Source organism: Amycolatopsis sp. A1MSW2902 (assembly GCF_017312175.1).
In the GTDB taxonomy this organism is placed as follows: Bacteria; Actinomycetota; Actinomycetes; order Mycobacteriales; family Pseudonocardiaceae; genus Amycolatopsis; species Amycolatopsis nivea.
Window position 1 is genome coordinate 6,508,376 of the sequence record NZ_QJPO01000001.1, and the last position, 23,685, is coordinate 6,532,060.

Consider the following 23,685-nt stretch of genomic DNA (forward strand, 5'->3'; position numbering starts at 1 on the left):
GGGGGCGAGCGATCACAGTGCGTACACGGGGCGGGGAGGCCGGATGACCGAGCAGCATCGCGCGGAACACGTCGAGTCCGCAGGCGATTACTACGCCCGGACGCAGAACGTGAACCAGATCTTCGCAGCCGGCGAGGACTCGCCGGAGACGCGCAGCGCGACTGAACGGAATGCCTCGCAGTACTCGGTCCAGCAGGGCCAGCAGCTGCTCCAGGGCCAGCAAACCCGCGGGGACGCGCCCGCGCCGGACGCGAATTATGCGTCGTACAGCCACGAAGACCTGCACAAAATGGTCAACGAGGGCCTGGACTTCGAGGGAATCAACGACCGCAGCCGCGTGACGAACGTCTACGGCAACTGGCTCGCGGACGCGTCCAACGAGTTCCGCAACGCGGCCGACACCGCGGGTGCCGAATGGCAGGGCACGGCCGCGACGCAAGCGCATTCGTTCTTCCAGAGCACGGCGGACCACACGGAAAAAACCGGCAGCGCGATGCAACTGGTGTCGAACCGCTACTCCCAGCAGTCCGCGGCGGCCGATTACGCGCACAAGAACATGCCGGAGCCGACGGGGTTCGACCAGAAGGCCGAGATGGCCAAGGCGACCGAGCAGTTCCAGAACGGCAACCCGCTGCAGGGCGTGATCGCGATGGGCGACGTGGCGGCCAAGCAGCAGCAGGCTGACGCGGCGCACCAGCAGGCGGTCCAGGTGATGCACGGGCTGGACACGACGTATCACGAGACGTCGACTACGCAGCCGGTTTACTCTCCGCCGCCGCAGATGAACAACGACAGCACTCATGCGAGCAGTGCCGCGCCGGTGACTGTGTCCGGCGGGACTTCGAGCGGTCCTTACACCGGGCCGGGTTCGGGTGGACCGGTGACCGGTGGACCCGGGACCGGGTTCACGGGAACAAACCCGCCGCTGAGCGGTCCCCCTCCGGTCAACTCCTTCCCGCCAGGCGGAGGCAATTCCCCGGGCATTCCTTACAGCCCCGGACCGGGAATCAACACCGGCACCGGGCCGCTCAGCAACCCCGCGGTGTCAGGGGGCGGGAACAGCCTGCGGACCACGCCGAACATCGGCGGCCGGTTTTCTCCGGAAGGGCTCGCTTTGGGCGGTGGCGGCGGCGGGAACTCCGGCTCCGGCGAGGACACGCCGCGCAGCCGGTCAGGCGGCGCTGGTCGAGGTGGCGCCGGTGGCCGCGTGACCGGCGGCGCTGGTTCGGGCGGCTCCGGGAAGCCAGGCGAGTCCGGCGGCAAGGGCGCGGCTGAGCGGCTTGAGCGCGGCGCTACTGCTGCTGCGAGCGCTGGAAAGGGCGGAAAGCCGGGTGCCGGAGGTGCTGGCGCCGGTGCGGCAGGTGCCGGGAAGAAGAAGGAAGAGGACAAGGAACACAAGAACAAGATCCCGACACAGGTCGATCCGGACGAGGTCTTCGAGGTCAAGCCAGAACGTGGGCCGGACGGGGAGAAGATCACTCCCCCGGTTCTCGGCGGCTGATTCCAGCTGCCAGACGCGCGGATGTCCTTCGCCGCGCCAGGGCCTTCGCATCTCGAGCGCATACGTAGACACAGGAGCAGCTGATGTCAGGAATCGAAGTAAACCCGGAGCCGCTCTCTGGAAACTCTTCCGCGGCCGACACAGCGGGCAACGCCTTCTTAGCGGGACTCACTGAGGGCCCTGGGAGCCACGAAGCCGCGGAGAAGATGCGCGAGGCCGGGAACACGCTGAAAACGTTGGCCCAAAACGGCTCGTTCGCGGTCAACGAGGCCGGGTTCAACGCCTACATGAAGGCCTGCAATTTTTTCCTCGACGGCTACAAGACGATGATCCACGACCTGACCCTCCTCACCGAGTTCGCCAAAATGGGCAGCTCGCCATACGCGACCTTGGTAGCAGGGTTCAATGTCGAAGTAGCAGCCGTAGGCGGCGACGCAATGCTGCCTAACCTTGTCCTCATGCGGGATGCCATTGAAACCGCCAGAGACGCTCTCGCCATCGCGCGCAAAAATTACCGCGAAACCGACCACACTCACAAGAAGTCATTCGATCAGATCAACAAGAAAATTGACAACTGATGATCGCATCGCGAGTCCCGAAAACCCTGCTCCTGCTCGGCGCGGCCACGGTGATGCTGACCGCGTGCGACAAGACCGTCGACGGGACCGCCGGAACAAGCCAAGCACCCCCTCCGACCGCCGCACCGCCTGCCTCTTCTGAAAATCCTTTTGCCGCGAGGAACCAGTGCGCGCTGCTGGATCAAATCCTGGCTGGCCGAGGTTTTCCCAAAGCGACCCCCTCGGTCGCCGATTCACAGCGCTCTTGCGTGTCCAAGAAGCCAGGCGACGGACCGGACGCTGGCGTCATCGGGCTCACTTTGCAGGCCGGTCAGCGCTACACCGACAACGTTGCCGACCCCAGCAAGGCGCACGCCGGCAACGTCAACGGCCGCCCCTTAATCGAGGAGCGCCAGCCAATCGGTTCAAGTGGATCATGTGTGATCAAGCTGGCTGTCGCGACCAACTCTCGCGCGCTCATCGATGTCACAAACGGCAGTGACACCGACGTAGCATGTGCGGCGGCCCGAGACCTAGCGGTCAAGCTAGATCCCCTTCTTCCGAAAGGCTGATCTCGCCGCGCTAAAAGCCGTACGAGTCGCCGACCTTCGTCAACGGCAAAGTTGGCCACCATAGGACTTCTTCTCTAATAAGGTCAGCAGTACACGGACAACATCCGGAACCCCGGCGATGCTCGACGTAATCCGTGGTACGGACACCGCTATCTCGTGTCAGACCGCGGAAGACTCGGCCAGCAAGCTGAAGCCGCTGCTCCCGTTACCGAAGCCTGCTCGAAGAGCAGGCCCACAGCAGTGCGACGACAGTCCTCAGCCGGAACGAGCCCCACGCCAGGGCCGCATCTCGGGGATAACCTCAGGGACCTTCCCCGATGTGCCGCCACCCTCCATCGACCATGCTGTGAAGCATGAGTGGTGCGAACGACGTGCGGCCTCCCCGTACGAACCCCCTGAACGGGTTCGAGGAGACCGTCAAGGACTTCTGGGCCAGCAGGCCTCGGCGGCCGCACTCGGGTCGGAAGGTTGCTGGGGTCGCGGCTGGGCTGGGGGATCGCTACGGGATCGACCCGGTGGTGATTCGGGTCGCGTTGGCGGCGGCGACCGTTTTCGGGGGGTTCGGGCTGGTGCTTTACCTGCTCGGCTGGCTGTTCTTCCCCTCCGAGGGCGACGAGGTTTCCGGCTTCGAGGCGTTGATCGGGCGCGGGCAGTCGAGCATGACGAAGGCCTTCGCGGCCGTGCTCACGGTCGCGGTGATTCCGGTTGTCGGGTGGACGTTCGGCGGCGGCTGGTTCGACGGCGGCGGCCTGATCGGGTTCGCGTTGCTCGCCACGTGCCTTTATCTCCTGCATCGCACCCGCGGGCAGGACAACCGACCGGCGCCGGTCGTCGCGTTCGCGGCGGACGGAACCGCTTCCGGAACCGGAGCTTTCACGATGAACAGCGACACCCCGACTCCCGCGGCGGCGGCACCGGGCTGGGATCCGCTGGCCGCCGACCCGGCGGGCTGGGATTTGCCCGATCCGGCGGCGCCGCCACCGCCGCCGCCGCCGTCTCCGGCTGACGACTACAACAACTACCAGCACCGGCCGCCGCGGCGGCGGTCCAAGATCGGGGCTGCCACGTTCGGGGTCGCGGTGATCGTGGCCGGCATCGGCGTCGCGCTCGCGCTGAACGGGTTCGACTGGTTCTCGCTGCGGCACATCATCGGCATGACGCTCGCCGTGCTGGGGGTCGGGCTCGTGGCGGGGGCGTTCGCTCGCGGCGCACGCGGTCTGATCGGGCTCGCGATTCCGCTGTCGGTCGCCGGGATGGTGCTCACGACCAGCACGTTCGACAACCTCGACGTGCGCGGCGGCGTCGGCGACCTGTCCGCCACTCCGCATACGGTGGCCGAACTGCAGCCCGTCTACCGGCACACCGCGGGCAACATGAAGATCGATCTGACCCAGCTGGCCGCGAGCGAGCCGATCACCACCACGGTCTCCAACGGCGCCGGAAACACCGAGGTCATCGTGCCCCGCACCGCGGACGTGACGTTCACCTGCGAGAACAGCGCCGGTGAGGTCGACTGCCTGAACCGCACGTCCAACGGCGTCGGCCAGCCGGCTATCACCGGGACCGACAACGGCGACGACAACGTCGGCGGACAGAAGATCACGCTCCACGTCACCAACGGCGTGGGCCAGGTGGAGGTGCGCCGTGGCTGAGAACCCTTACTCCTACGACGAGCCCGAAGCCCCGGCTCGCCGCCGCGGGGTCGACTGGATCACGCTGGTCGTCGGGGTCGCGACGCTGCTCGTGTCCGGCTACGTCCTCACCGACGGCTCGAGCTGGCTGCCGACCTTCGACTTCCGCTGGATCATCGCGGGCGGCGCGGTGTTCTGCGGGATCCTGATGCTCGGCGCGTCGTTCCGCAAACGACGGCCCTGAGACACAAAAAACGGGGCCCGGACATTTCCGGGCCCCGTTTTTTCACGTCATTCCCACTCGATGGTGCCCGGCGGCTTGCTCGTCACGTCCAGCACCACGCGGTTGACCTCGGACACCTCGTTCGTGATCCGGGTCGAGATCCGCTCCAGCACCTCGTACGGCAGCCGCGTCCAGTCGGCGGTCATCGCGTCCTCCGACGACACCGGGCGCAGCACGATCGGGTGGCCGTATGTCCGTCCGTCGCCCTGGACGCCGACGCTGCGGACGTCCGCGAGCAGCACCACCGGGCACTGCCAGATCTCCTGGTCCAGCCCGGCCGCGGTGAGTTCCTCGCGGGCGATCGCGTCCGCCTCGCGCAGGGTCTCCAGCCGGTCCGCGGTCACCTCGCCGATGATCCGGATGCCGAGGCCCGGCCCGGGGAACGGCTGGCGCTGCACGATCGTCTCCGGCAGCCCCAGTTCGAGCCCGACCCGGCGGACCTCGTCCTTGAACAGCAGCCGCAGCGGTTCGACCAGCTCGAACTGCAGGTCGTCAGGCAGGCCGCCGACGTTGTGGTGGCTCTTGATGTTCGCGGTGCCCTCGCCGCCGCCGGATTCGACGACGTCCGGGTACAGCGTGCCCTGCACGAGGAACCGGTAGTCGCCCTGCGCCTTGAGGTCGCGCTCGGCCTGCTCGAACACGCGGATGAACTCGCGGCCGATGATCTTGCGCTTCTGCTCCGGGTCGGTGACGCCGGCCAGCGCGTTCAGGAACCGCTCGCGCGCGTCCACGGTGACCAGGTTGACGCCGGTCGCGGCCACGAAATCGCGCTCGACCTGGGTGCGCTCCCCCGCGCGCAGCAGGCCGTGGTCGACGAACACGCAGGTCAGCCGGTCGCCGATGGCCCGCTGGACGAGTGCCGCGGCGACCGCGGAGTCAACGCCGCCGGACAGGCCGCAGATGGCCCGTCCCTCGCCGATCTGCGCGGCGACCGCGGCGACCTGCTCGTCCACAATGGACGAAGTGGTCCAGCCGGGCCGCACGCCGGCGATCTCGTACAGGAACCGGCGCAGCACCTCCTGGCCGTGCGGCGAGTGCGCCACCTCCGGGTGGTACTGCACGCCCGCGAAGCGCCGCTCGACGTCCTCGAAGCCAGCGACCTCGGCACCGTCGGAGCTGGCCGTGACGACCGAGCCCTCGGGGGCCTTGGTGACGCTGTCGTTGTGGCTCATCCACGCCGTCTGGTGATCGGGCAGCCCGGTGTGCAGGACACCGCCCTCGCCGACGATCCGCACGTCGGTGCGGCCGAACTCGCGCACGCCGGTCGGCTCGACGACGCCGCCGAGCGCGCGGGCGAGCAGCTGGTGGCCGTAGCAGATGCCGAGGATCGGCACGCCGGCCTCGACCAGCTTCGGGTCCATCGCCGGGGCGCCCTCGGCGTACACGCTCGACGGGCCGCCGGACAGGATGATCGCGGACGGGTTCTTGGCGAGCAGCTCCTCGACGGTCGCGCTGGACGGCACGACCTCGGAGAAGATCTGCGCCTCGCGCACGCGACGGGCGATCAGCTGCGCGTACTGCGCCCCGAAGTCCATGACGAGTACCGGACCGGTGGGAGTGGCCACCCAAGACCTCCAGGTATCAGCGCTTTTGCCACCATCGTCCCAGGTGGGCCCCGTCACGTCGGCAATGGCCCCGTAATGAGGACAGCCGCTGTCCGCGAACCGGCTTACCGTTCCCGCATGACCAACGACTGGACCAACGAACTGACCGAGCAACTCGACTGGCACTGGCAGCACCACGTGCGCCCGAAGCTGGAGGGGCTGACCGACGACGAGTACTTCTGGCAGCCGGTCGCGGACTGCTGGACGGTGCACCCCCGCACGAGCGAGAACGACCCGGGCACCGGCGACTTCACGGTCGATTTCTCGTTCCCGGAGCCGACTCCGCCGCCGGTGACCACCATCGCGTGGCGGCTGGCCCACATCATCCCAGGCGTCCTGGGCATGCGCTCCGCGTCGCACTTCGGCGGACCGCCGATGTCCTATCAGGACTTCCCGTACGCGGGCACCGCCGACGAAGCGCTGAAGCGGCTCGACGACGCGTACGCGACCTGGATCGCCGGCGTACGCAGCCTCGACGCCGAAGCGCTGGCGCGCCCGTGCGGTCCCGCTGAAGGTCCGTACGCGGAGCTGTCGATGGCTGCGCTCGTCCTGCACATCAACCGAGAGATGATCCACCACTGCGCGGAGATCCTGCTGCTGCGCGACCTTTACCGAAACCGGTGACCAGCAGCCCCAGCGCGATGCCGAGCAGCGCGGGCATGCCGTGGTTGTCGTGCAGCACCGTGTCGAGCACCGCCAGCGGCACGATCAGCAGCGCGGCGCGGTAGAGCGCTTGCGGCGGCTCGGCGTCGCGCGCCCGCCACACCACCACCGCGAGTGCGCCGAGCAGCCCGGCGACGCACATCGAGTTGCCCGCCCCGACCGGGTTCAGCCAGACGTAGCTGAGGTACTGGCCGAACAGTCCGCAGCCGAAGTACAGGACGAACCAGGACACCCGGCCGAGGCACCATTCCGCGAAGGTGCCGACCGCGGCGAGGGCGAGCAGGTTGAAAATCCCGCCGAAAATCTTGCCGTCCTGGAAGAACATGCCGGTCAGCAGCCGCCACCACTCTCCGGCGTCGATCGCGGTGGCGTCGCGCTTGAAGCGGTCGAAGAGCGCCGGATCCGCCAGCTGGGCAACAAGCACTACTGCGGTCACGAGGAACACCGCGCCGGTCAGCACCGGACGGCGCGGTGTTCCGACCCGCGCGAAGAAGGCCCGCGACGGGCTTTCGGTCCAACGAGAGGCCACCGAGTTCGTCATGGGCCGAACGATATGCCGGGCGGGTGCCGGGGACCCCCGACAAATGTCATCTCGACGCCAGGACAGAAGCCACAATCGAAGGACCGAGTCCGGCGTGCCGGGCCTGGCGCTCCCTAATACCTTGAGCCCATGGACACGATCACCCCACAGCCGCGGGCCGCGTGGATCGCCGGTCAGGCTGAGCAGGGCGCGAGCACCCTCGTGGTGCACCACCCGTTCGACGGCAGCGAAGTGGCGACGGTCGCGGTGCCCGGCGCTGACCAGGTCGAACGGGCGGTGGCCGCGGCGGCCTCGGTCGCGAAGGAGTTCCGGCGCACTCCCGCGCATCAGCGCGCGGCCGCGCTGGAGCAGGTTTCGCGCGGGATCGCGATGCGGGCCGACGAACTCGCCGAGGTGATCACGGCCGAGAACGGCAAGCCGCTGAAGTGGGCCGAGGCCGAGGTGAAGCGCGCGGTGTCGGTGTTCCGGATCGCGGCCGAGGAGGCACGCCGGTTCAGCGGCGAAATGCAACGGCTCGACGCCGATCCGTCCGGTGATGCCCGGCTCGCGCTGACCCGCCGGGTGCCGCGCGGGCCGGTGCTCGGGATCGCGCCGTTCAACTTCCCGCTGAACCTGGTGGCGCACAAGGTCGCGCCCGCGCTCGCAGTCGGCGCGCCGATCATCATCAAGCCTGCCCCGCGTACGCCGTTGTCCTCGCTGGTGCTTGGCGAACTGCTTGCCGAGACCGACCTGCCGGAAGGCGCGTTTTCCGTGCTGCCGCTGGGAAACGAGGAGACGCAAGCGCTGGTCGCCGACCCGCGGCTGCCGGTGGTTTCGTTCACCGGTTCAGGCCCGGTCGGCTGGTCGATCGCGGACGCGGCGGCGCGCAAGCACGTGGTGCTCGAACTGGGTGGAAACGCCGCGGCGGTTGTGCTGCGCGACTGGCCGGACGTCGAGGGTGCCGCGCAACGGATCGCGACATTCGGGAACTACCAGGCGGGCCAGTCGTGCATCGCGGTGCAGCGGGTGATCGTGGACGCGGCGATCGCGGAGGAGTTCGTGCCCGCGCTGACCGAGGCCGTCGAGGCGCAGCAGACCGGCGATCCGTACGACCGCAACACCGACGTCGGCCCGGTCGTCGACGAGGCGGCCGCGGAACGGATCATCGAGTGGGTCGAGGAAGCCGTGGCCGGTGGTGCCCGAGTGCTGACCGGCGGAACCCGTTCGGGCGCAACGGTTGCGCCGACTCTGCTGACCGACGTGCCCGCGGATGCCAAGGCCTGGTCGGAGGAAATCTTCGGGCCCGTGCTCGCGGTGTCCATTGTGGATGGTGTGGACGAGGCTTTCGCTTCGGTGAACGCGTCCGCGTACGGACTGCAGGCTGGGGTGTTCACCAGTGACGTGCAGCTGGCCTTTCACGCGTCAGCGGAATTGGAGGTCGGCGGGGTGATCATCGGTGACGTGCCGTCGTACCGCGCGGACCAGATGCCGTACGGCGGCGTGAAGGGGTCGGGCGTCGGCCGCGAGGGCGTGCTGTCGGCGATGAATGACCTGACCGAGGAACGGGTCACGGTTTTCACCGGGGTCGACCCCTGACCACAGTGGACCTGCGACGGGCAACGGTCGCAGACGCACGCGACATCGCCGACGTGTGGCTGCGGTCGTTCTCCGCCGCGTTGCCGACAGTTCGCCGCGCTCACGATGACGACGCGGTGCGCTGGTGGTTCGCGAATGTCGTGGTGCCGCAGCAGGAAACCTGGGTCGCGGTCGCCGAGTCCACTGTGGCCGGACTGCTCGTGCTCGACGGCGCGGAGCTGGCGCAGCTCTATCTCGACCCTCCGTGGCTCGGCCGCGGAATCGACGACCAGTTGGTCGACTTGGCCAAACAACTCCGCCCCGACGGGCTGACCCTGTGGACGTTCCAGGTCAACGAGCCAGCACAACGGTTTTACCGCCGCCACGGTTTCGTCGCCGTCGAGTACACCGACGGGCAGCGAAATGAAGAGGGTGAGCCAGACGTGCGTTACGCCTGGCCCCCGCATCAAGCAGACTGAGCGAACTTGAATACCCCGTCGGGGTCGTACTTCTTCGCCACCTGGTCCAGCCGGGCCGCGTTGTCGCCGTAGTAGGCCGACTTCCAGTCCGGCAGGTCCGGGTCGATGTAGTTCACGTAGCCGCCGCGCGCGCCCGCGTCCGCCAGTCCAGCGACCACAGTGGACACAGACTTGCGTGCGGTGTCCTGGCTGCTCGCCGTCGCCGGGGCGTAGACCTGAATGCTGGCCAGCGCTTTCCGGTGCGGGAACGCCGTTGCGGTGGGCGCGATGTCGCCAACCGCGCCGCCGAGGCCGTCGATGAGCAGGTCCATTCCCTTGTGCCCGGAAGCGAGATCGGCGATCTTCCCGCCGTCGACCGGATCGGTGATGATGCGTGACGACGCCACGAAGGTCTGCCGTTCGGAACTGCCGGAGAAGTAGTTCATCGCCGCGCCGTAGCTGAGGGTTTTCATCGTGCGGCTGGACGGCGTCACCGAGAATCCGCTGAGCGCCGACGTCAGGCCAGCCGAAGTGCCCACGAACGCCCCGCCGACCCGGCAGGCTCCGCTCGGGCCGCCGGAAACCACGCAGTTCGACCACAGTTCGGGCGGGGCGCTCGGCAGCCAGCGCTGCCACGCGTCGACCACGTCGCTCGCCGAACCAGACGGGAACTTCAGCGAAAACACCGTGATAGTCGGCGCTTCCACCGTGGTGAAGGTGAACGACGTGACCACGCCGAAGTTTCCGCCCCCGCCGCCGCGCAGTGCCCAGAACAGGTCGTCGTCGGCTTGCGCGCTCACCGTGCGCAGCTTGCCGTCCGGCGTGACGATCTGCGCGGACTGCAGCCGGTCGCAGGTCAGGCCGTATTTGCGGGTCAACACACCGATTCCGCCGCCGAGCGCGAGCCCGGCAATGCCGACAGTCGGGCACGAACCCGCGGGCAGGCAACGGCCGGCCTTCGCGAGCGCCGAGTAGACGTCGCCGAGTTTCGCGCCCGCGCCGATCACCACCTGGTCGCCCTGCACGTCGACACCGGCCATGCCGCCGACGTCGAGCACCAGCCCGCCGTCCGGCGCGGAATACCCGGCATAACTGTGCCCGCCGCTGCGTGCAGCGAGCGGAACCCGGCCGCCAGCCGCTTCGACGCACGCCTGCACGTCCTCCGGCTTCGCGCATTTCGCTACCGCAACGGGATTGTGTCCGTCGAAAAGCGGATTGAACGCCCGCTTCGCGGTGGCGAATCCGTCGTCGGAAGGAAGCACGAGGTCGCCGGAGAGTTTGCCGCGCAACGCGTTCCAGTCCGGCGGCCCGGACGGCTTCGAGCTGGTGCTCGGCGGTACGGACGTTCTCGTCGTCGGGCTGGTCTGCGGCACCGACGGTCCCGGTTTCGCTGTGCAGGCCGCGGCCACCGCGCCCACCGCCGTCAACCCGGCGGCGCGCAGGAACGTCCTTCTCCCCAGTGTCATGTTCATTCAGACGCCTCAGACCGTGAATGGGTTGCGAAAAGTCCAGCGAGTAATGCCCGAAGGGCGAATTCGAACCGCTCGGCGTGCCTTGCCCCGTCTTGCAGGGCTTGCGCGAGCAGCGGAAAGCGGTCCTCGTCAAGGTGCGCGAGACTGTCCACATCGGACTTCGCGCCGGGCGTACGGCCTGCCTCGGCGAGCGTGTGGCCGAGAACGAAGGTCATCACGGCGTTCACCATGTCGAGTCCGCGCGCCGGCGGCAACTCCAACAACCGCAATGCGGTTTCGATCACCTGCAACGACTCCGGGCTGACCGCGGGACGGGTCGCGGCGAGCGGCAGCACGCCCGGATGCGCGAGCAACTGCTCCCGGTACGCGCGGGCGACCCGGCCCAGCCACTGCTGGCCGGGCTCCCCCGGCTCCGGCTCGATCCCGGCCAGCGCCGAGACGAGCCGGTCGACCAGCGCGTCGAACAGCGCTTCCTTGTTCGGCACGTAGTGATAGAGGGTCATCGCCTCCACGCCGAGTTCCGCGCCGAGCTTGCGCATCGACAGCGCGGCGATGCCGTGCTCGTCCACGAACGCGAGCGCGGCGTCCACGACCCGCTCCCTGGTCAGCCCGGCGCGCGGCCGGGCCCTCCGATCGGACACTGGTCCCCCTTGACGTTTCTTACGCCGTAAGGTACCACTGTGCTCGTCTCTTACAGCGTAAGAATCGAGGAGCCATGACCGACCCCAAGACCGTCCTGCGCCGTTTTCTCGCCATCGTCAACAGCCACGACCTCGCCGAACTGGACACCGTCGTGGCCGAGGACGTCACCGAATCCGGCCCGGTCGTGGTCGACGCGCCGACCGGCGGGCTCGCCGCCTTCCGCACCGGCTGGACGCAGATGCTGACCGCGTTCCCGGACCTGCGCGTCGACGTCGATTCACTACTCGCCGAAGACGACCAGGTCGCGGCCACGGTGACGCTCACCGCGACCAACACCGGCTACTACCGCAGAGGCTTCGCGACCGGCAAAAGCGGAACGTGGCGCGGTTTCGTCCTGGCGCGGGTGACCGACGGGCGGATCTCCGAACTCGACATCCAGACCGACCGGCTCGCCATCCTGCAGCAACTGGGCATCGTCGGCGACGACGACGAGCTCGCCGCCGCCCGCCAGCCCAGCTGAGTCAGATCAGCGGAGCCATCTCCGGCACCGGCCCGGAAAGCGCGGAACTGTCGCCGCGACCGGTCAGCCAAGCCAGCACCGTGCCGGGCGTTCCGGTGACGAGGTCGCCGCCTTCGCCGAGGGTCCAGGTGCGGACGCCGTCGGTGATCCGGAACGAGGGCAGCGGACGCGGGCACATCCGGATCAGCGTCCCGATCACCGCTTCGAGATGCCCGCCGAGCAACGCGGTGGCACTGTCGAAATCGTGGCCGGCGTCGAGGTCGGCGAGGTGGATCGTGGTCTCGGAAAGCCGCAGCGTGAGCACGTCCGCGCCGGTCAGCTCGCCGCCGTGCCGGTGCCGGACCGGCGCTGCCCACACCTCGTCCGACAGCCGCGCGGCGTGGTCGGTCAGGCGCTTCCCGGCCGCGACCAGGTCGGCCACGATTTCCGCCGGAGCACGGCCAGCGCCAGCCTCGATCTCGTCGTCCCGCGCGTTGCCCGGGCCGTACATCGACCGCTCGACCCCGGTTTCCGCCCAGGTCAGCAGGTTGCCGAGGGCATCAGCGTTGCGCGCGAGGTGGGTGAGCAGATGCGCGCGCGTCCAGCCCGGCAGCGCGCTCGGCTCGCCGAACGCCGAGGCAGGCATCGCCTCGGCGACTCGTGCCCATTCGTCGTGCAGTTCCCGGATCCGGTCCAGCGCCGCAGTGGTCACCGGACGATCTTAGGTCAGCGGCGCAGTGCCGCGGGCGCGTTCGCCGGAACCGCCGGGTTCTTCGGCGCGACCGGTTCCACCCGGGCGTACCCGCTGCTCTGCTCCGGCCGCTCGTCCGCCTCGCCCTTGTTGGGCCAGAACGAGAACGCCCGCTCGGCCTGCGCGGCGATGGTGAGCGACGGGTTCACCCCGAGGTTCGCGGTGATCGCCGAACCGTCCACAACGGACAGTCCGGGATAGCCGTAAACCCGGTGGTACGGGTCGATGACCCCGGTGTCGGCGCTGTCGCCGATCGGCACGCCGCCGATGAAGTGCGCGGTGAGCGGGATGTCGAAAACCTCGCCCCAGGTGCCGCCCGGCATGCCGCCGATCCGTTCCGCGGTAAGGACGTTCGCCTCGTGCCCGGCCGGGATGAAGCTCGGGTTCGGCTCGCCGTGGCCCTGTTTCGACGTGTACTTCCGCCGTCCGAACAGACCGCGCCGGGTGTAGGTGGTGATGGAATTGTCGAGGCTCTGCATCACCAGCAGGATCACCGTGCGCTCGCTCCACCGGTACGCGTTCAGCAGTTTCGCCGACTGCACCGGGTGCTTGACCAGGAACGTGACCGCCTGCCGCCAGCGCGGAACGCGCGAAGACCCGTCGGTGGCAACGGTCTGCAGCAGGCTCATCGCGTTGCTGCCCTTGCCGTACCGCACCGGCTCGATGTGCGTGTTCTCGTCCGGATGGATCGACGACGTGATCGCGACGCCGCGGCTGAAGTCCCGTTCGGGGTCCACAGTGGTCCGCGCCGCGCCGATGATCGCCTCGGAGTTCGTCCGGGTCAGCTCGCCGAGCTTGGCGGACAGCTTCGGCAGCGCGGCCGTGTCCTTCATGCGGTGCAACAGGTTCTGCGTTCCCCAGGTGCCCGCGGCGAACACCACCTGCGCCGCGGTGACCGTGGTCCGGAACCGCCGCGAACGCGTGCCGGTCTTCTGCAGCGTGATCTCGTAACCGTCGCCGCGCGGGCGCACCGACGTCACCGTGGTCAGCGGAATGACCTGTGCGCCGTCCTTTTCCGCGAGGTACAGGTAGTTCTTCACCAGCGTGTTCTTCGCGCCGACGCGGCAGCCGGTCATGCAGGAACCGCATTCGGTGCACCCGACCCGGTCCGGCCCGGCGCCGCCGAAGAACGGATCCTCCACCGTCTCGCCCGGCTTGCCGAAGTACACCCCGACCGGCGTGGCGTGGAACGAATCCTCGACGCCCATCTTCTTCGCGACGTCCCGCATCACCACGTCGGACGGCGTGATCGTCGGGTTCGTGACGACGCCGAGCATGCGGCTGGCCTGGTCGTAGTGCGGCGCGAGTTCGCTTTCCCAGTCGGTGATGTGCGCCCACTGCCGGTCTTGGTAGAACGGCTTGAGCGGGCGGTACAGCGTGTTCGCGTAGACCAGCGAACCGCCGCCGACGCCAGCGCCGGCCAGCACCATCACGTCGTTGAGCATGTGGATGCGCTGGATGCCGTAACAGCCGAGCTGCGGGGCCCAGAGGTAGCGCTTGAGATCCCAGGACGTCTTGGCGAACTCGTCGTCGGCGAAGCGCCGGCCCGCCTCGACCACCGCGACGCGGTAGCCCTTCTCGGTCAGCCGCAACGCCGCGACGCTGCCGCCGAACCCGGAACCGACCACGAGGACGTCGTAGTCGGGTTCTTGCCGCGCGGTGGTGGTGTTACTGGCAGTCACAGGAAAGAGGGTAACCCCCGGGGAGCCGCCAGACCAGAGTTAAGTTACTGACGAGTTACCTCGGAGCCGTCCGTTCACCCCTTCAGGCGCGGCACGAGGACGGGCGTGCGGGCACAAAAAGGGCCCCCGCGAAGGGGCCCTTTCCGCGAGTGCCTCAGCCGCGCACGGTCAGCCCGACGCGCTGGAACTCCTTCAGGTCCGAGTACCCCGTCTTGGCCATCGCGCGACGCAGCGCACCGAACAGGTTCACCACGCCCTCCGCGTCCGAGGACGGGCCGAACAGCAGCGTCTTCAGGTCCACCGCGTAGTCCGAATCCGGGCCGGCCACCACGCGCGAGCGCGGCAGCGACGGGTGCGCGGCCGCGGCGGTCCAGTACAGGCCCTGGCCCGGGGCGTCCGACGCGGTCGCCAGCGGGGCGCCGAGCATGACCGCGTCCGCGCCGCAGGCGATCGCCTTCGCGATGTCGCCGGACGTCGTGATGCCGCCGTCGGCGAGGACGTGCACGTAGCGGCCGCCGGTCTCGTCCAGGTAGTCGCGGCGCGCGGCGGCCGCGTCCACGATCGCCGTCGCCATCGGGGTGCCGATGCCGAGCACGCGGTCGGTGCTGGTGACGCCGTCGGTGTAGCCGTGGCCGACGATGACGCCCGCCGCGCCGGTGCGCATCAGGTGCATGGCGGTGCGGTAGTCGCTCACGCCGCCCGCGATCACCGGCACGTCGAGGCGGCCGATGAACTCCTTGAGGTTGAGCGGTTCCGCGTCGCGCTGCACGTGCTCGGCGGAGATGATCGTGCCCTGCACGACCAGGATCTCGACGCCCGCCGCGATCAGATCCGGGGTCAGCTCGGCGGCGTGCTGCGGGCTCACCCGCGCGGCGACCGTCACACCGGATTCGCGGACCGTCTTGATCGCCTCGGTCAGCAGGTCGAGCCGGATCGGCGCGGAGTGCAGCTCCTGCAGCTCGCGCACGACCGCGGCCGGGTCTTCGCTGTCCTCGGCGGCGCGGACGAGGCGGAAGATCGCCTCCTCGACGTTCGCGTGCCGAGCCCACAGCCCTTCGGCGTTGAGCACGCCGAGGCCGCCCAGCTCGCCGATCGCCACCGCGGTCCCCGGCGACACGATCGCGTCCGTCGGGTGGGTGACCAGCGGCAGGTCGAACCGGTACGCGTCGATTTGCCACGCGGTGGACACCACCGACGACGACCGCGTCCGCCGCGACGGCACGATCTCCACGTCATCGAGGTCATACGCCCGCCGCGCCGTGCGGCCCATGCCGATCTCGACCAGATCCCGCACGTGATGTCCCTTCTCGCGCCTGACGCCTTCGCGGTCCATTGTCGCGAGTCGGCACGGGTGACCTGCGCGCGGGGGACCGTTGCGGTGGCGACAACCACCGGTTGTGCGCGCGGTTGTTTGCCACCGGCGCGGGCGGATGGTTGGCTGCCCGGCTGAACGAGGGGGACGGATTTGGCGCTGGGCAAGGACTTTCACCGGCTGTGGCTCGGGTACGCGGTCAGCATCGGGGGCACCTACTTCGCCCTCGACGCCTTCTCGATCATCGCGGTCCGGGTGCTGCACAGCAGTGCCGCGCAGGTGTCGCTGCTGGCCGGAGCCGGGCTGGCGGCGGGTTCGCTGGCCGCGCTCCCGCTCGGTCCGTGGGTCGAATTCCGGCGAAAACGACCCGTGCTGATCGCGATGGACCTCGTCCGGTTCGCCGCCCTGCTCACGCTGCTGCCCGCGTACCTGCTGGACCTGCTGACGTTCTCCCAGCTCGTGGCGGTATCGGTGCTCGTGGCCGCGGCGAACATCGCGTTCACCTCGGCGAGCGGGGCGTATCTGAAATCACTCGCGCGTGGTCCAGACCTGCTCGCCGCGAACGGCCGGTTCGAGACCACGCTCTGGACCGCGACCGCACTCGGCCCGCCCGCCGGCGGTGCGGCGATCGGGTTCTTCGGCCCGCTGGCCACAGTGCTTCTCGACGCGTTCAGCTACCTGCTGTCCGCGTTCTCCCTCTCGACGATCCGCACCCGCGAGCCCAAACCAGCCCGCCCCGCCCCCTTCCGCGCCGCGGACCTCGTCGAAGGCTGGCGCTACCTCTTCCGGCACGCCCGGCTGCGGATGCTGTTCCTCAACTCCTGCCTGGTCAACGGTCTGATCATGGCCACCTCGCCAGTCCTGGCGGTGCTGCTGCTCGGCGAACTCGGCCTGCCGACCTGGCAGTACGGGCTCGCGTTCGGCGTCCCCTGCCTCGGCGGCCTGGTCGGCTCCCGGCTCGCCCGCCGCCTGGTCCCCCGGTACGGCCGGGTGCGGTTGCTGCCAATCCTCGCCACGGTCCGGACGTGCTGGGTCGTGCTGCTGGCGTTCGTGCCGCCCGGGATCGGCGGGCTGTTCTGGGTGATGGCGGTGGAGTTCGGCCTGATCATCTGCGCGGCGGCGTACAACACGGTCCTCGCGACGTACCGGCTCGAGGAAACCGAAGACGGGTACGTGAGCCGGATGTTGTCCGCGTGGCGGATCAGCGGCAGCGCCAGCACCGCCGGCCTGACGCTGCTGTGGGGCTTGGTCGCGACGTGGCTGGGCACGCGCGGCGCACTCGGGCTGGCGGGCGCGTTGATGCTGGCGACGCCGTTGCTGCTGCTCGGGTGGAACCGCGCTCAGAACGAGACGCGTGCGGTGGAATCCGTCCGCAGCACGGATTCCTGATCGAACAGGTGCTTGTAGTCGGTGCGGATCTGTTCGAGGTCGCCGTTCGCGTGCTGATTCGTCGGCGGATACAGCACGACGAGCACGATCGAATGCTCCCGGACGACCGCGCCGCCGCCGGACCGCCACTGACCGGTGCCCTCGAGCTGGGTGAAGCCGTCTGGGAAACGCGGCGTGATGTCCTTGGCCGAGAAGTCCGCGAACTCCTTCTCGCTCACCTCGCTGCCGCCGGGCTTCGAGGTGCCGAAGTACAGCTCAGTGCGCTTCCACAACGAACTGTCCGGCGAATCCGCCGCAGCTGCCGAAGCCGCCCCTCCCCCGAGCACCATCGCGGCCGCCGCCGTCAGCACGAACCTCCGGGAAAACCGCATTCGCCCGCTCCCCTCGCCGTCACCTGGGAATCCAGTGTGGCGGGCGGCGGAGCGGGCGAACAGCGCGATCAGCGGGTCGTGTAGTTCGGGGCCTCGACCGTCATCGTGATGTCGTGCGGGTGGCTTTCCTTCAGCCCGGCCGCGGTGATCCGGACCAGCTGCGCCTCCTGCATCGCCGCGATCGTCTCCGCACCCGCGTAACCCATGCCCGCGCGCAGACCGCCGACAAGCTGGTGCACGACGTTCGACAGCGGCCCGCGGAACGGAATCCGGCCTTCGATGCCCTCCGGCACCAGCTTGTCCTCGTTGAGCACGTCGTCCTGGGCGTAGCGGTCCTTGGAGTAGGACTTCGCCTCGCCGCGCGACTGCATGGCGCCCAGCGAGCCCATGCCGCGGTACACCTTGAACTGCTTGCCGTTCACCAGGATCAGGTCGCCGGGCGATTCCGCGGTGCCCGCGAGCAGGCTGCCCAGCATGACCGTGGACGCGCCCGCGGCGATGGCCTTCGCGATGTCGCCGGAGTACTGGATGCCGCCGTCGCCGATCACCGGAACGCCCGCCGGACGACAAGCCTGGTCCGCCTCGTAGATCGCGGAGATCTGCGGCACGCCCACACCCGCGACGATCCGCGTGGTGCAGATCGAGCCCGGGCCGACGCCGACCTTCACCCCGTCCACGCCCGCGTCCACCAGCGCCTGCGCACCGGCCCGCGTCGCGACGTTGCCACCGACGACGTCGACGGTGTCGCCCAGTTCCTTCTTCAGCAGCCGCACCGTTTCCACGACCGCCCGCGAGTGGCCGTGCGCCGTGTCGACCATCAGCACGTCCACCCCGGCCTCGGCCAGCGCCATCGCACGCTTGTGCCCGTCCGGGCCCACGCCGACCGCGGCGCCGACGATGAGGCGGCCGTCCGGGTCCTTCGAGGCCTTCGGGTACTGGTCGGTCTTCACGAAGTCCTTGACCGTGATCAGGCCACGCAGCTTGCCCGCGCCGTCGACGATCGGCAGCTTCTCGATCTTGTGCCTGCGCAGCAGCCCCAGCGCGGCCTCCGCGGTGACGCCGACCTGTGCCGTCACCAGCGGCGTCCGGGTCATGACCTCGCTCACCAGGCGGGTGTGGTCGACCTCGAACCGCATGTCGCGGTTGGTGATGATGCCCACGAGCGCGCCGGAGGCGTCGGTGACCGGGACGCCGGAGATCCGGAACCGGGCGCACAGCGCGTCGACCTCGGCGAGGGTGTCGTCCGGGGAACAGGTGACCGGGTCGGTGACCATGCCCGCCTCGGACCGCTTCACGACCTCGACCGCCGCCGCCTGCTCCTCGATCGGCAGGTTGCGCTGCAGCACGCCGATGCCGCCCTGCCGTGCCATGGCGATCGCCATCCGCGCCTCGGTGACCGTGTCCATGGCGGCGGAGACCAGCGGAACGTTGAGCTTGATGTTGCGGGTGAGCTGCGTGCTCGTGTCCACCGCGCTGGGCACCACGTCCGATTCCGCGGGCAGCAGCAGCACGTCGTCGAAGGTCAAGCCGAGCATCGCGAACTTGCTGGGCACTGCGGGGGTGATGCTTTCGCTGGTCATGAGGGGCGAAGGGCCTTCCTGGCGGGAGTGGGCTGGAGTCGCGGGCAGCGGTGCCTGGCGTGGGCCGAGGGTGGTCGGGCCTTCCCCTCATGATATCCGGGCCGGGGCCCTGGCCCGGGCGGGTGGCCCGGCGGGTAGCGTGCAGGCCGTGCCGCACGATGTGTTGCCCCCCGATCCGTTCGCGGACGACCCGGACGATCCGGCCCGGGCCATCCCCGACCCCGACGACCACCTCGAAGAGCCGATCAGCGCGGACGAGCGCACCGAGCTGCTGGCCGACCTGTCCGACCTCGCCGTGTACCAGGCTCTGCTGGAGCCTCGCGGGGTTCGCGGCATCGTGGTCGACTGCGGTGAGTGCGACGAACCCCACTACCACGACTGGACGCTGCTGCGCGCGAGCCTGGAGCAACTGCTGTCCGACGGCCGGATGCGCCCGCACGAGCCGGCGTTCGACCCGAACCCGACCGACTACGTGAGCTGGGACTACTGCCGCGGTTTCGCGGACGGCGTCACCGCGAACGAGAGCGCGTACTGAGTTTTATCTCGTCCGAAAAGGTCCTGGTGAGCTTGGCCACCGGGGCCTTCTTCGTGTGCGCGGACAAGTTGTCCACAGGGGTTGCCCACAGCTGTGTCGACTTGTGGACAACCCAGGGTCAGCGTCGGCGCTTCACGCTTTCCGCCTGGGCAATCATCGCCCGCTCGGTCAGGTTCGGCCACGGCGGACGGCGCACCACGGCCAGCGTCGCGAACGCCGCCGCCACGAAACCCGTGCACGCACCGATCAGCGCGATCCGGCCCTGATCCGTCGCGGGCGTCCACGTCACGCCGTCCGCGTTGATCGTGTACAGCCCGACCGCACGCCCCGGCCCGCCTCGACGGCCCTCCCGCGTGACGGTGACCAGCACCGTTCCGCTCGCGGTCTCGTAGGGCTCTCCGAAAACCAGCATCGCGCCTCCCCGCCGATACGAAAAAGGTCCCGGCACTGTTCGTGCCGGGACCTTCGGAAAACCTAGGAACCGCTGGTGCCGTTCGGGGCCTGCGCCCCTTGCGACGACTCGTTGCGCGGACTGCTGCCCGTGCCCGGATCGTTCGGGGTGGCGCTCGGCGACGGCGGCGGCGAACTCGGCGTCGACGTCACCGGCGGCAGCGGCGTCACCGAGGTGACCGGCGGCGGGTTGTCGGTGTGGCCGGTGCCCGGCAGCGAGGTCGACTGTCCGGGCGGCGGCGCCGCGCTGCTGACCGGATCGTGTCCCGGCGGAACAGCGGGCGACGACGACGTCGTCTGACCCGTGGGCGGGGCCGTCGGCTGACCGAGCTGCGCGGCGAGTTCGCGGTGCTGCTGCATCAGCTGGTTGCGGTTGTCCGCGTCGGTGACCTGGGTGAGCGCGGCCTGCGCGTCGGCGAGCGCGCGCCGGGCGTCCGCGAGCCGGTTGTCGGCCAGGGCCAGGTTCGCCTTCTCCAGGTCGAGCTTCGCCGCGGCGGCGGCCTCGACGGAGCGGGCGTGGTCGGCGTAGAGCACCTTCGTGAGGCCCCACAGCGTGTCGCCGGGCTGGGCGTCCCGGGCGGCGAGCCCGGTGCCGGTGAAGGCGATCGCGGCGGCGGCGCACGCGGCGGCCACCGGCACGAGATAGCGGCGGCGCCGGCCGCGGCTTTGGTATTTGCGCGCCAGCGTGGCGGTCTTCACCGTGGTGACCGCGGTGTCGACGTCGACCAGCTCGGCGAGCGGTTCGCTGTCGATGTCGCGGCGCCAAGCGAGCAGCAGCGCGTTCAGTTCCTGGTCTCCGAGCCCGTCGGCGACAGCCGGATCGGTCCCGCCGAGCGCGTCGAGGAGCGCGTCGTCGGCCTGGATGGCCGTGAGGTCGCCGTCGGCTTCCGCTTCGTACCCGGTCAGGCCGCTGGCCTGGGCGGAAGGTGACAGGTCTCTGTCCCGGTCTTCGCGATCGGTCACTCAGATCACCTCCTCGGCGGCAAGCACCTTGCGCAGCCGGGCGAGCGCCCGGTGCTGGGCGACGCGGACAGCGCCCGGCGTGGAACCGACGGCGTCCGCCGTCTCCTCCGCCGACAGCCCGACCACGACCCGCAAAACGACGATTTCCCGTTGTTTGTCCGGCAGCACCTGCAGCAACTGCGCCATCCGCTCGTTCAGCTCACCCTGGAGAGCACGTTGCTCCGGACCGACGCCGACCTCGATCTCGTCGGGGATCTCGGCGACCGGCTCCGCCCGGTTGCGCGCCGCGGCGCGGTGCGCGTCGGCGACCTTGTGCTGGGCGATGCCGTAGACGAACGCCAGAAAGGGGCGGCCCTGGTCACGGTACGAAGGCAAGGCCGTAAGCACCGCGAGACACACCTCCTGCGCAACGTCGTCTGCCGAAGCGAACGAACGCTCCTGCCTGCCAACCCTGGCACGGCAATACCGCACCACAAGGGGACGAATGGCGGCCAGCAACCGCTCCACTGCCTGAGGGTCTCCCTCGACAGCGGCGGCGACCGGCTCGTCCAGTCCATCCCCCACAGTGGCCATCGCAGACAACAGTCCCAGCGTTACGTGTAGGCGTGCAAAGAATCCGGCGCGTGGTCGTCCCCGTCCAGCGCCGGTCACAGCTACCGTACCGTCGGAGTCCTACCAGACAACCGCCAGAGGTGGTGACCGGCGCGCCGGGCGCGGCCGGACGGCGATTGTCGCAGGCAGACGGGCTGGGGCAGTGCCGTCACGCGGTGGGGACGCGGGCGTGGCACGAGTGCGGGGGGCCAGGACAACAGGTACGGGCCAGGGCTTGGCTGCCCTGGCCCGTTCGTCACCGCGGGAATCGGATCGGAAGTCCCGTTTTGGCTTGCCCCGCCTCGGTCAGGACACGAGGCCGCGACGGAAGCCGTGCGCCACGGCCTGCGCGCGGTCGCGGACGCCGAGCTTGCGGAACAGCCGCCGCGCGTGCGTCTTGACCGTGTCCTCGGAGAGGTACAGCTCACGGCCGATCTGGCCGTTGCTCTTGCCCTGGCTCATGCCGCGCAGCACCTGCAGCTCGCGCTCGGTGAGCTGCACGCCCGGGTCGGACGGCTGCCGCGGCGCGGGCACCGAGGTGCTGGCCAGGGTGTGCGCCAGCGCGGCGACCAGTTCGGGCCGCGAAGCGTCCCAGCGCAGGTAGCCGCGCGCTCCGCCGGCGATGGCGGCCGCGATGCTGCCCGCGTCGTCCGGGGCTCCGAAGACGATGACGTTCGCCTGGGGGTTCGCGGAGACGAGCCGGCGCGTGGCCTCGACGCCCGTCGGGACCGCGCGTTGCGTTCCGACCAGCACGACATCGACCGGCTGACGGGTGTACCGGGCCAGCAGCTCGTCACCGTGCGCTACGCAGTCGATGCGACTGACCCCAGGCACCGCGGACATCACACGGGTGAGCCCTTCGCGGACACTGCGTCGGTCGTCGCAGATCAAGACCGTCGTCACGGGGTTTCCTTCCTGCAGCCGGGTGACATTCCACTTCCCCTATCGGACGCTTTAGCCCGAACCTTGACACGATCCGGTGGCTTTTTTTGAAGTTTCTTAGCCCGGATGCCGGAACGCCCGTTCCCGCAGGCCTACCCGGGTCCGACGGGCACCCACGGCGATTCGTGTGCGATACGCATCACGCCAGGATCCGCGTGCCGTAACACTGCGTGCAACACCTGGCGACTCCTGAATCGATACTCCTCGGCCCGGTCGTGGTCCAAGTCAGCGGCGACGCGGTCTGCCACCCAGCTAAGTGAATCGAGTTCATATTTTTCGGCGTCCGCGGCGGCTGCGACGACGAGTTCCCGAGCCCCGTCCTGCCCTGCGGAGAGCAGCGCGACGCCGAAGACGATGCCGGACTTCACGATGTGTCGCCGAGCGTGCCGGGCGACGGCGGTCTCGTACGCGAGGCGGGCCGGGGCGACGGCCGCTTCAGGCTGTCCGTCGGCGAGTTCGATCTCGGCACCCACCCAGCCGCCGCGGATGGTCGCGCGCCAACGCCGGTCAGCTTGGGCGGCGCGGACGGCCAGGCGACGGGCGGCGGAGATGCGACCGAGGGCGAGGTTGTCCGCGGCCAGGCCGAGGAGGGCGTCGGCTCGGGCGCCTTGGAGGTCCAGTCCGTGGGGGTCTTCGGCGGGCTCGACGAGGCCGCCTTGGCTGACGGGTGCGCTGCGGCTCGCGGTGCCGGGCGGGGAATCGGTGGCCGAGGTTGGTCCCTGAGCGGGCGAAGCTGCCCCGGTGCCAGTTCGGGCTGGGCCGCCGCCCCGCGAGCCCGAACCAGCCGCAGCTAAGCCGCCACCAGCCATTCCCGAGCCGCCTGTCGGGGTCCTCCACTCCCCCGCTCCGCGCAGCCCGACCGCCAGCAGCGCCTCCCCATCCAGCTTCCGCGCCAGCACGTGCGCACCCAGCTGCCGCCGATGCGACGCCAGCGTGCTCGCCGCCAGCGAGGCCGTCAGCGGATCACTGCCGCGCCGGAGCGGGTCGAGCAAGTCCGCGGCTGCCGCGTATCGGCCGCGGGCGCCCAGCACGATTGCCGCCAGGAGGCGTTGCCTTGGTGAGCCGTCGCGAGGTATCGGGTCTGCCGACCTGGCGTCCGGGCCGAACGCGAGGGCCGTCAGCGCTTCTTCGTCCACTCGACC

At 69.5% G+C, this 23,685-nt stretch carries 25 protein-coding genes; 11 read left to right on the plus strand and 14 right to left on the minus strand.

Annotated features, from left to right (window positions below; all coding sequences use genetic code 11):
* Positions 1-43 precede the first annotated feature (43 nt).
* The 5 genes from DMP23_RS29965 (at position 44) to DMP23_RS29985 (ending at position 4,505) form a co-directional block, all read left to right on the plus strand.
* The gene (locus DMP23_RS29965) at positions 44-1,501 is read left to right on the plus strand and encodes a hypothetical protein (protein WP_337823193.1); all 1,458 of its coding nucleotides are present in this window, start codon (positions 44-46) and stop codon (positions 1,499-1,501) included.
* Positions 1,502-1,584: 83 nt separating this feature from the next.
* A complete protein-coding gene (locus DMP23_RS29970; protein ID WP_037816195.1) occupies positions 1,585-2,079 on the plus strand; it encodes a hypothetical protein in 495 nt (164 codons plus the stop codon).
* Entirely contained in the window at positions 2,079-2,630 is a 552-nt protein-coding gene (locus tag DMP23_RS29975; protein ID WP_081684976.1) for a DUF3558 family protein, read from the plus strand. Before DMP23_RS29970 ends, DMP23_RS29975 begins: the two co-directional genes overlap by 1 nt.
* Positions 2,631-2,983: 353 nt before the next feature.
* Positions 2,984-4,282, plus strand: coding sequence for a PspC domain-containing protein (locus DMP23_RS29980; protein ID WP_337823194.1), 1,299 nt, complete (start codon positions 2,984-2,986; stop codon positions 4,280-4,282).
* Complete coding sequence (locus DMP23_RS29985) at positions 4,275-4,505, plus strand: hypothetical protein (RefSeq protein WP_037816197.1); 231 nt, start codon at positions 4,275-4,277, stop codon at positions 4,503-4,505. The genes DMP23_RS29980 and DMP23_RS29985 overlap by 8 nt, the downstream gene beginning before the upstream one ends.
* Before the next feature lie 47 nt (positions 4,506-4,552).
* Here the strand turns inward: DMP23_RS29985 and guaA are convergent, their stop codons facing one another.
* Entirely contained in the window at positions 4,553-6,109 is a 1,557-nt protein-coding gene (gene guaA / locus DMP23_RS29990) for a glutamine-hydrolyzing GMP synthase (protein WP_078870587.1), read from the minus strand.
* Positions 6,110-6,226: 117 nt separating this feature from the next.
* Between guaA and DMP23_RS29995 the strand changes: the two genes are divergently transcribed.
* Entirely contained in the window at positions 6,227-6,772 is a 546-nt protein-coding gene (locus DMP23_RS29995) for a DinB family protein (RefSeq protein WP_337823195.1), read from the plus strand.
* Here DMP23_RS29995 and DMP23_RS30000 read toward each other — a convergent pair.
* A complete protein-coding gene (locus DMP23_RS30000; protein WP_337823196.1) occupies positions 6,705-7,352 on the minus strand; it encodes a rhomboid family intramembrane serine protease in 648 nt (215 codons plus the stop codon). The two genes, DMP23_RS29995 and DMP23_RS30000, sit on opposite strands and share 68 nt — an antisense overlap.
* A 129-nt stretch (positions 7,353-7,481) precedes the next feature.
* On the opposite strand from DMP23_RS30000, the gene DMP23_RS30005 reads away from it, so the two are divergent.
* Entirely contained in the window at positions 7,482-8,927 is a 1,446-nt protein-coding gene (locus DMP23_RS30005) for an aldehyde dehydrogenase family protein (RefSeq protein WP_337823197.1), read from the plus strand.
* Positions 8,928-8,932: 5 nt separating this feature from the next.
* Positions 8,933-9,385 carry a GNAT family N-acetyltransferase gene (locus tag DMP23_RS30010; protein ID WP_337823198.1) on the plus strand — a complete coding sequence of 151 codons (453 nt, stop codon included), beginning with the start codon at positions 8,933-8,935 and terminating at the stop codon, positions 9,383-9,385.
* Here DMP23_RS30010 and DMP23_RS30015 read toward each other — a convergent pair.
* The gene (locus tag DMP23_RS30015) at positions 9,373-10,836 is read right to left on the minus strand and encodes an FAD-binding oxidoreductase (protein ID WP_337823199.1); all 1,464 of its coding nucleotides are present in this window, start codon (positions 10,834-10,836) and stop codon (positions 9,373-9,375) included. The two genes, DMP23_RS30010 and DMP23_RS30015, sit on opposite strands and share 13 nt — an antisense overlap.
* Positions 10,833-11,477: a TetR/AcrR family transcriptional regulator C-terminal domain-containing protein gene (locus DMP23_RS30020; RefSeq protein ID WP_337823200.1), complete on the minus strand. Its 645-nt coding sequence runs from the start codon at positions 11,475-11,477 to the stop codon at positions 10,833-10,835. The genes DMP23_RS30015 and DMP23_RS30020 overlap by 4 nt, the downstream gene beginning before the upstream one ends.
* 74 nt (positions 11,478-11,551) lie before the next feature.
* Here DMP23_RS30020 and DMP23_RS30025 point away from each other — a divergent pair, with 74 nt between their 5' ends.
* A complete protein-coding gene (locus DMP23_RS30025; RefSeq protein WP_238608614.1) occupies positions 11,552-11,998 on the plus strand; it encodes an ester cyclase in 447 nt (148 codons plus the stop codon).
* 1 nt (position 11,999) lies between these two features.
* Here the strand turns inward: DMP23_RS30025 and DMP23_RS30030 are convergent, their stop codons facing one another.
* The 3 genes from DMP23_RS30030 to DMP23_RS30040 form a co-directional block, all read right to left on the minus strand.
* Entirely contained in the window at positions 12,000-12,689 is a 690-nt protein-coding gene (locus tag DMP23_RS30030; RefSeq protein WP_238608615.1) for a maleylpyruvate isomerase family mycothiol-dependent enzyme, read from the minus strand.
* A gap of 14 nt (positions 12,690-12,703) precedes the next feature.
* The gene (locus DMP23_RS30035) at positions 12,704-14,410 is read right to left on the minus strand and encodes a GMC family oxidoreductase (protein WP_337823201.1); all 1,707 of its coding nucleotides are present in this window, start codon (positions 14,408-14,410) and stop codon (positions 12,704-12,706) included.
* A gap of 154 nt (positions 14,411-14,564) precedes the next feature.
* Positions 14,565-15,704, minus strand: a complete 1,140-nt coding sequence (locus DMP23_RS30040; RefSeq protein WP_037816435.1) for a GuaB3 family IMP dehydrogenase-related protein — start codon at positions 15,702-15,704, stop codon at positions 14,565-14,567.
* A 171-nt stretch (positions 15,705-15,875) separates the two neighbouring features.
* On the opposite strand from DMP23_RS30040, the gene DMP23_RS30045 reads away from it, so the two are divergent.
* Complete coding sequence (locus tag DMP23_RS30045) at positions 15,876-17,111, plus strand: MFS transporter (protein ID WP_337823202.1); 1,236 nt, start codon at positions 15,876-15,878, stop codon at positions 17,109-17,111.
* Here the strand turns inward: DMP23_RS30045 and DMP23_RS30050 are convergent.
* Both DMP23_RS30050 and guaB read right to left on the minus strand, forming a co-directional pair.
* Positions 17,063-17,482, minus strand: coding sequence for a DUF3574 domain-containing protein (locus DMP23_RS30050; protein WP_238608617.1), 420 nt, complete (start codon positions 17,480-17,482; stop codon positions 17,063-17,065). The two genes, DMP23_RS30045 and DMP23_RS30050, sit on opposite strands and share 49 nt — an antisense overlap.
* 68 nt (positions 17,483-17,550) lie before the next feature.
* Complete coding sequence (gene guaB, locus DMP23_RS30055; RefSeq protein WP_336160434.1) at positions 17,551-19,062, minus strand: IMP dehydrogenase; 1,512 nt, start codon at positions 19,060-19,062, stop codon at positions 17,551-17,553.
* 139 nt (positions 19,063-19,201) lie between these two features.
* On the opposite strand from guaB, the gene DMP23_RS30060 reads away from it, so the two are divergent.
* Entirely contained in the window at positions 19,202-19,597 is a 396-nt protein-coding gene (locus DMP23_RS30060; RefSeq protein WP_009072430.1) for a DUF5319 domain-containing protein, read from the plus strand.
* Positions 19,598-19,715: 118 nt separating this feature from the next.
* Here the strand turns inward: DMP23_RS30060 and DMP23_RS30065 are convergent, their stop codons facing one another.
* The 5 genes from DMP23_RS30065 to DMP23_RS30085 form a co-directional block, all read right to left on the minus strand.
* Positions 19,716-20,009, minus strand: coding sequence for a hypothetical protein (locus tag DMP23_RS30065; RefSeq protein ID WP_037816210.1), 294 nt, complete (start codon positions 20,007-20,009; stop codon positions 19,716-19,718).
* 62 nt (positions 20,010-20,071) lie between these two features.
* On the minus strand, positions 20,072-21,010 hold the full coding sequence (locus DMP23_RS30070) for an anti-sigma-D factor RsdA (RefSeq protein ID WP_134731472.1): 939 nt from the start codon (positions 21,008-21,010) through the stop codon (positions 20,072-20,074).
* Positions 21,011-21,583, minus strand: coding sequence for a sigma-70 family RNA polymerase sigma factor (locus DMP23_RS30075; protein WP_037816212.1), 573 nt, complete (start codon positions 21,581-21,583; stop codon positions 21,011-21,013).
* Between the two features lie 324 nt (positions 21,584-21,907).
* Positions 21,908-22,504, minus strand: a complete 597-nt coding sequence (locus tag DMP23_RS30080) for a response regulator transcription factor (RefSeq protein ID WP_020662719.1) — start codon at positions 22,502-22,504, stop codon at positions 21,908-21,910.
* Positions 22,505-22,635: 131 nt separating this feature from the next.
* Positions 22,636-23,679, minus strand: a complete 1,044-nt coding sequence (locus DMP23_RS30085; protein ID WP_443111298.1) for a hypothetical protein — start codon at positions 23,677-23,679, stop codon at positions 22,636-22,638.
* Between the last annotated feature and the right edge of the window lie 6 nt (positions 23,680-23,685).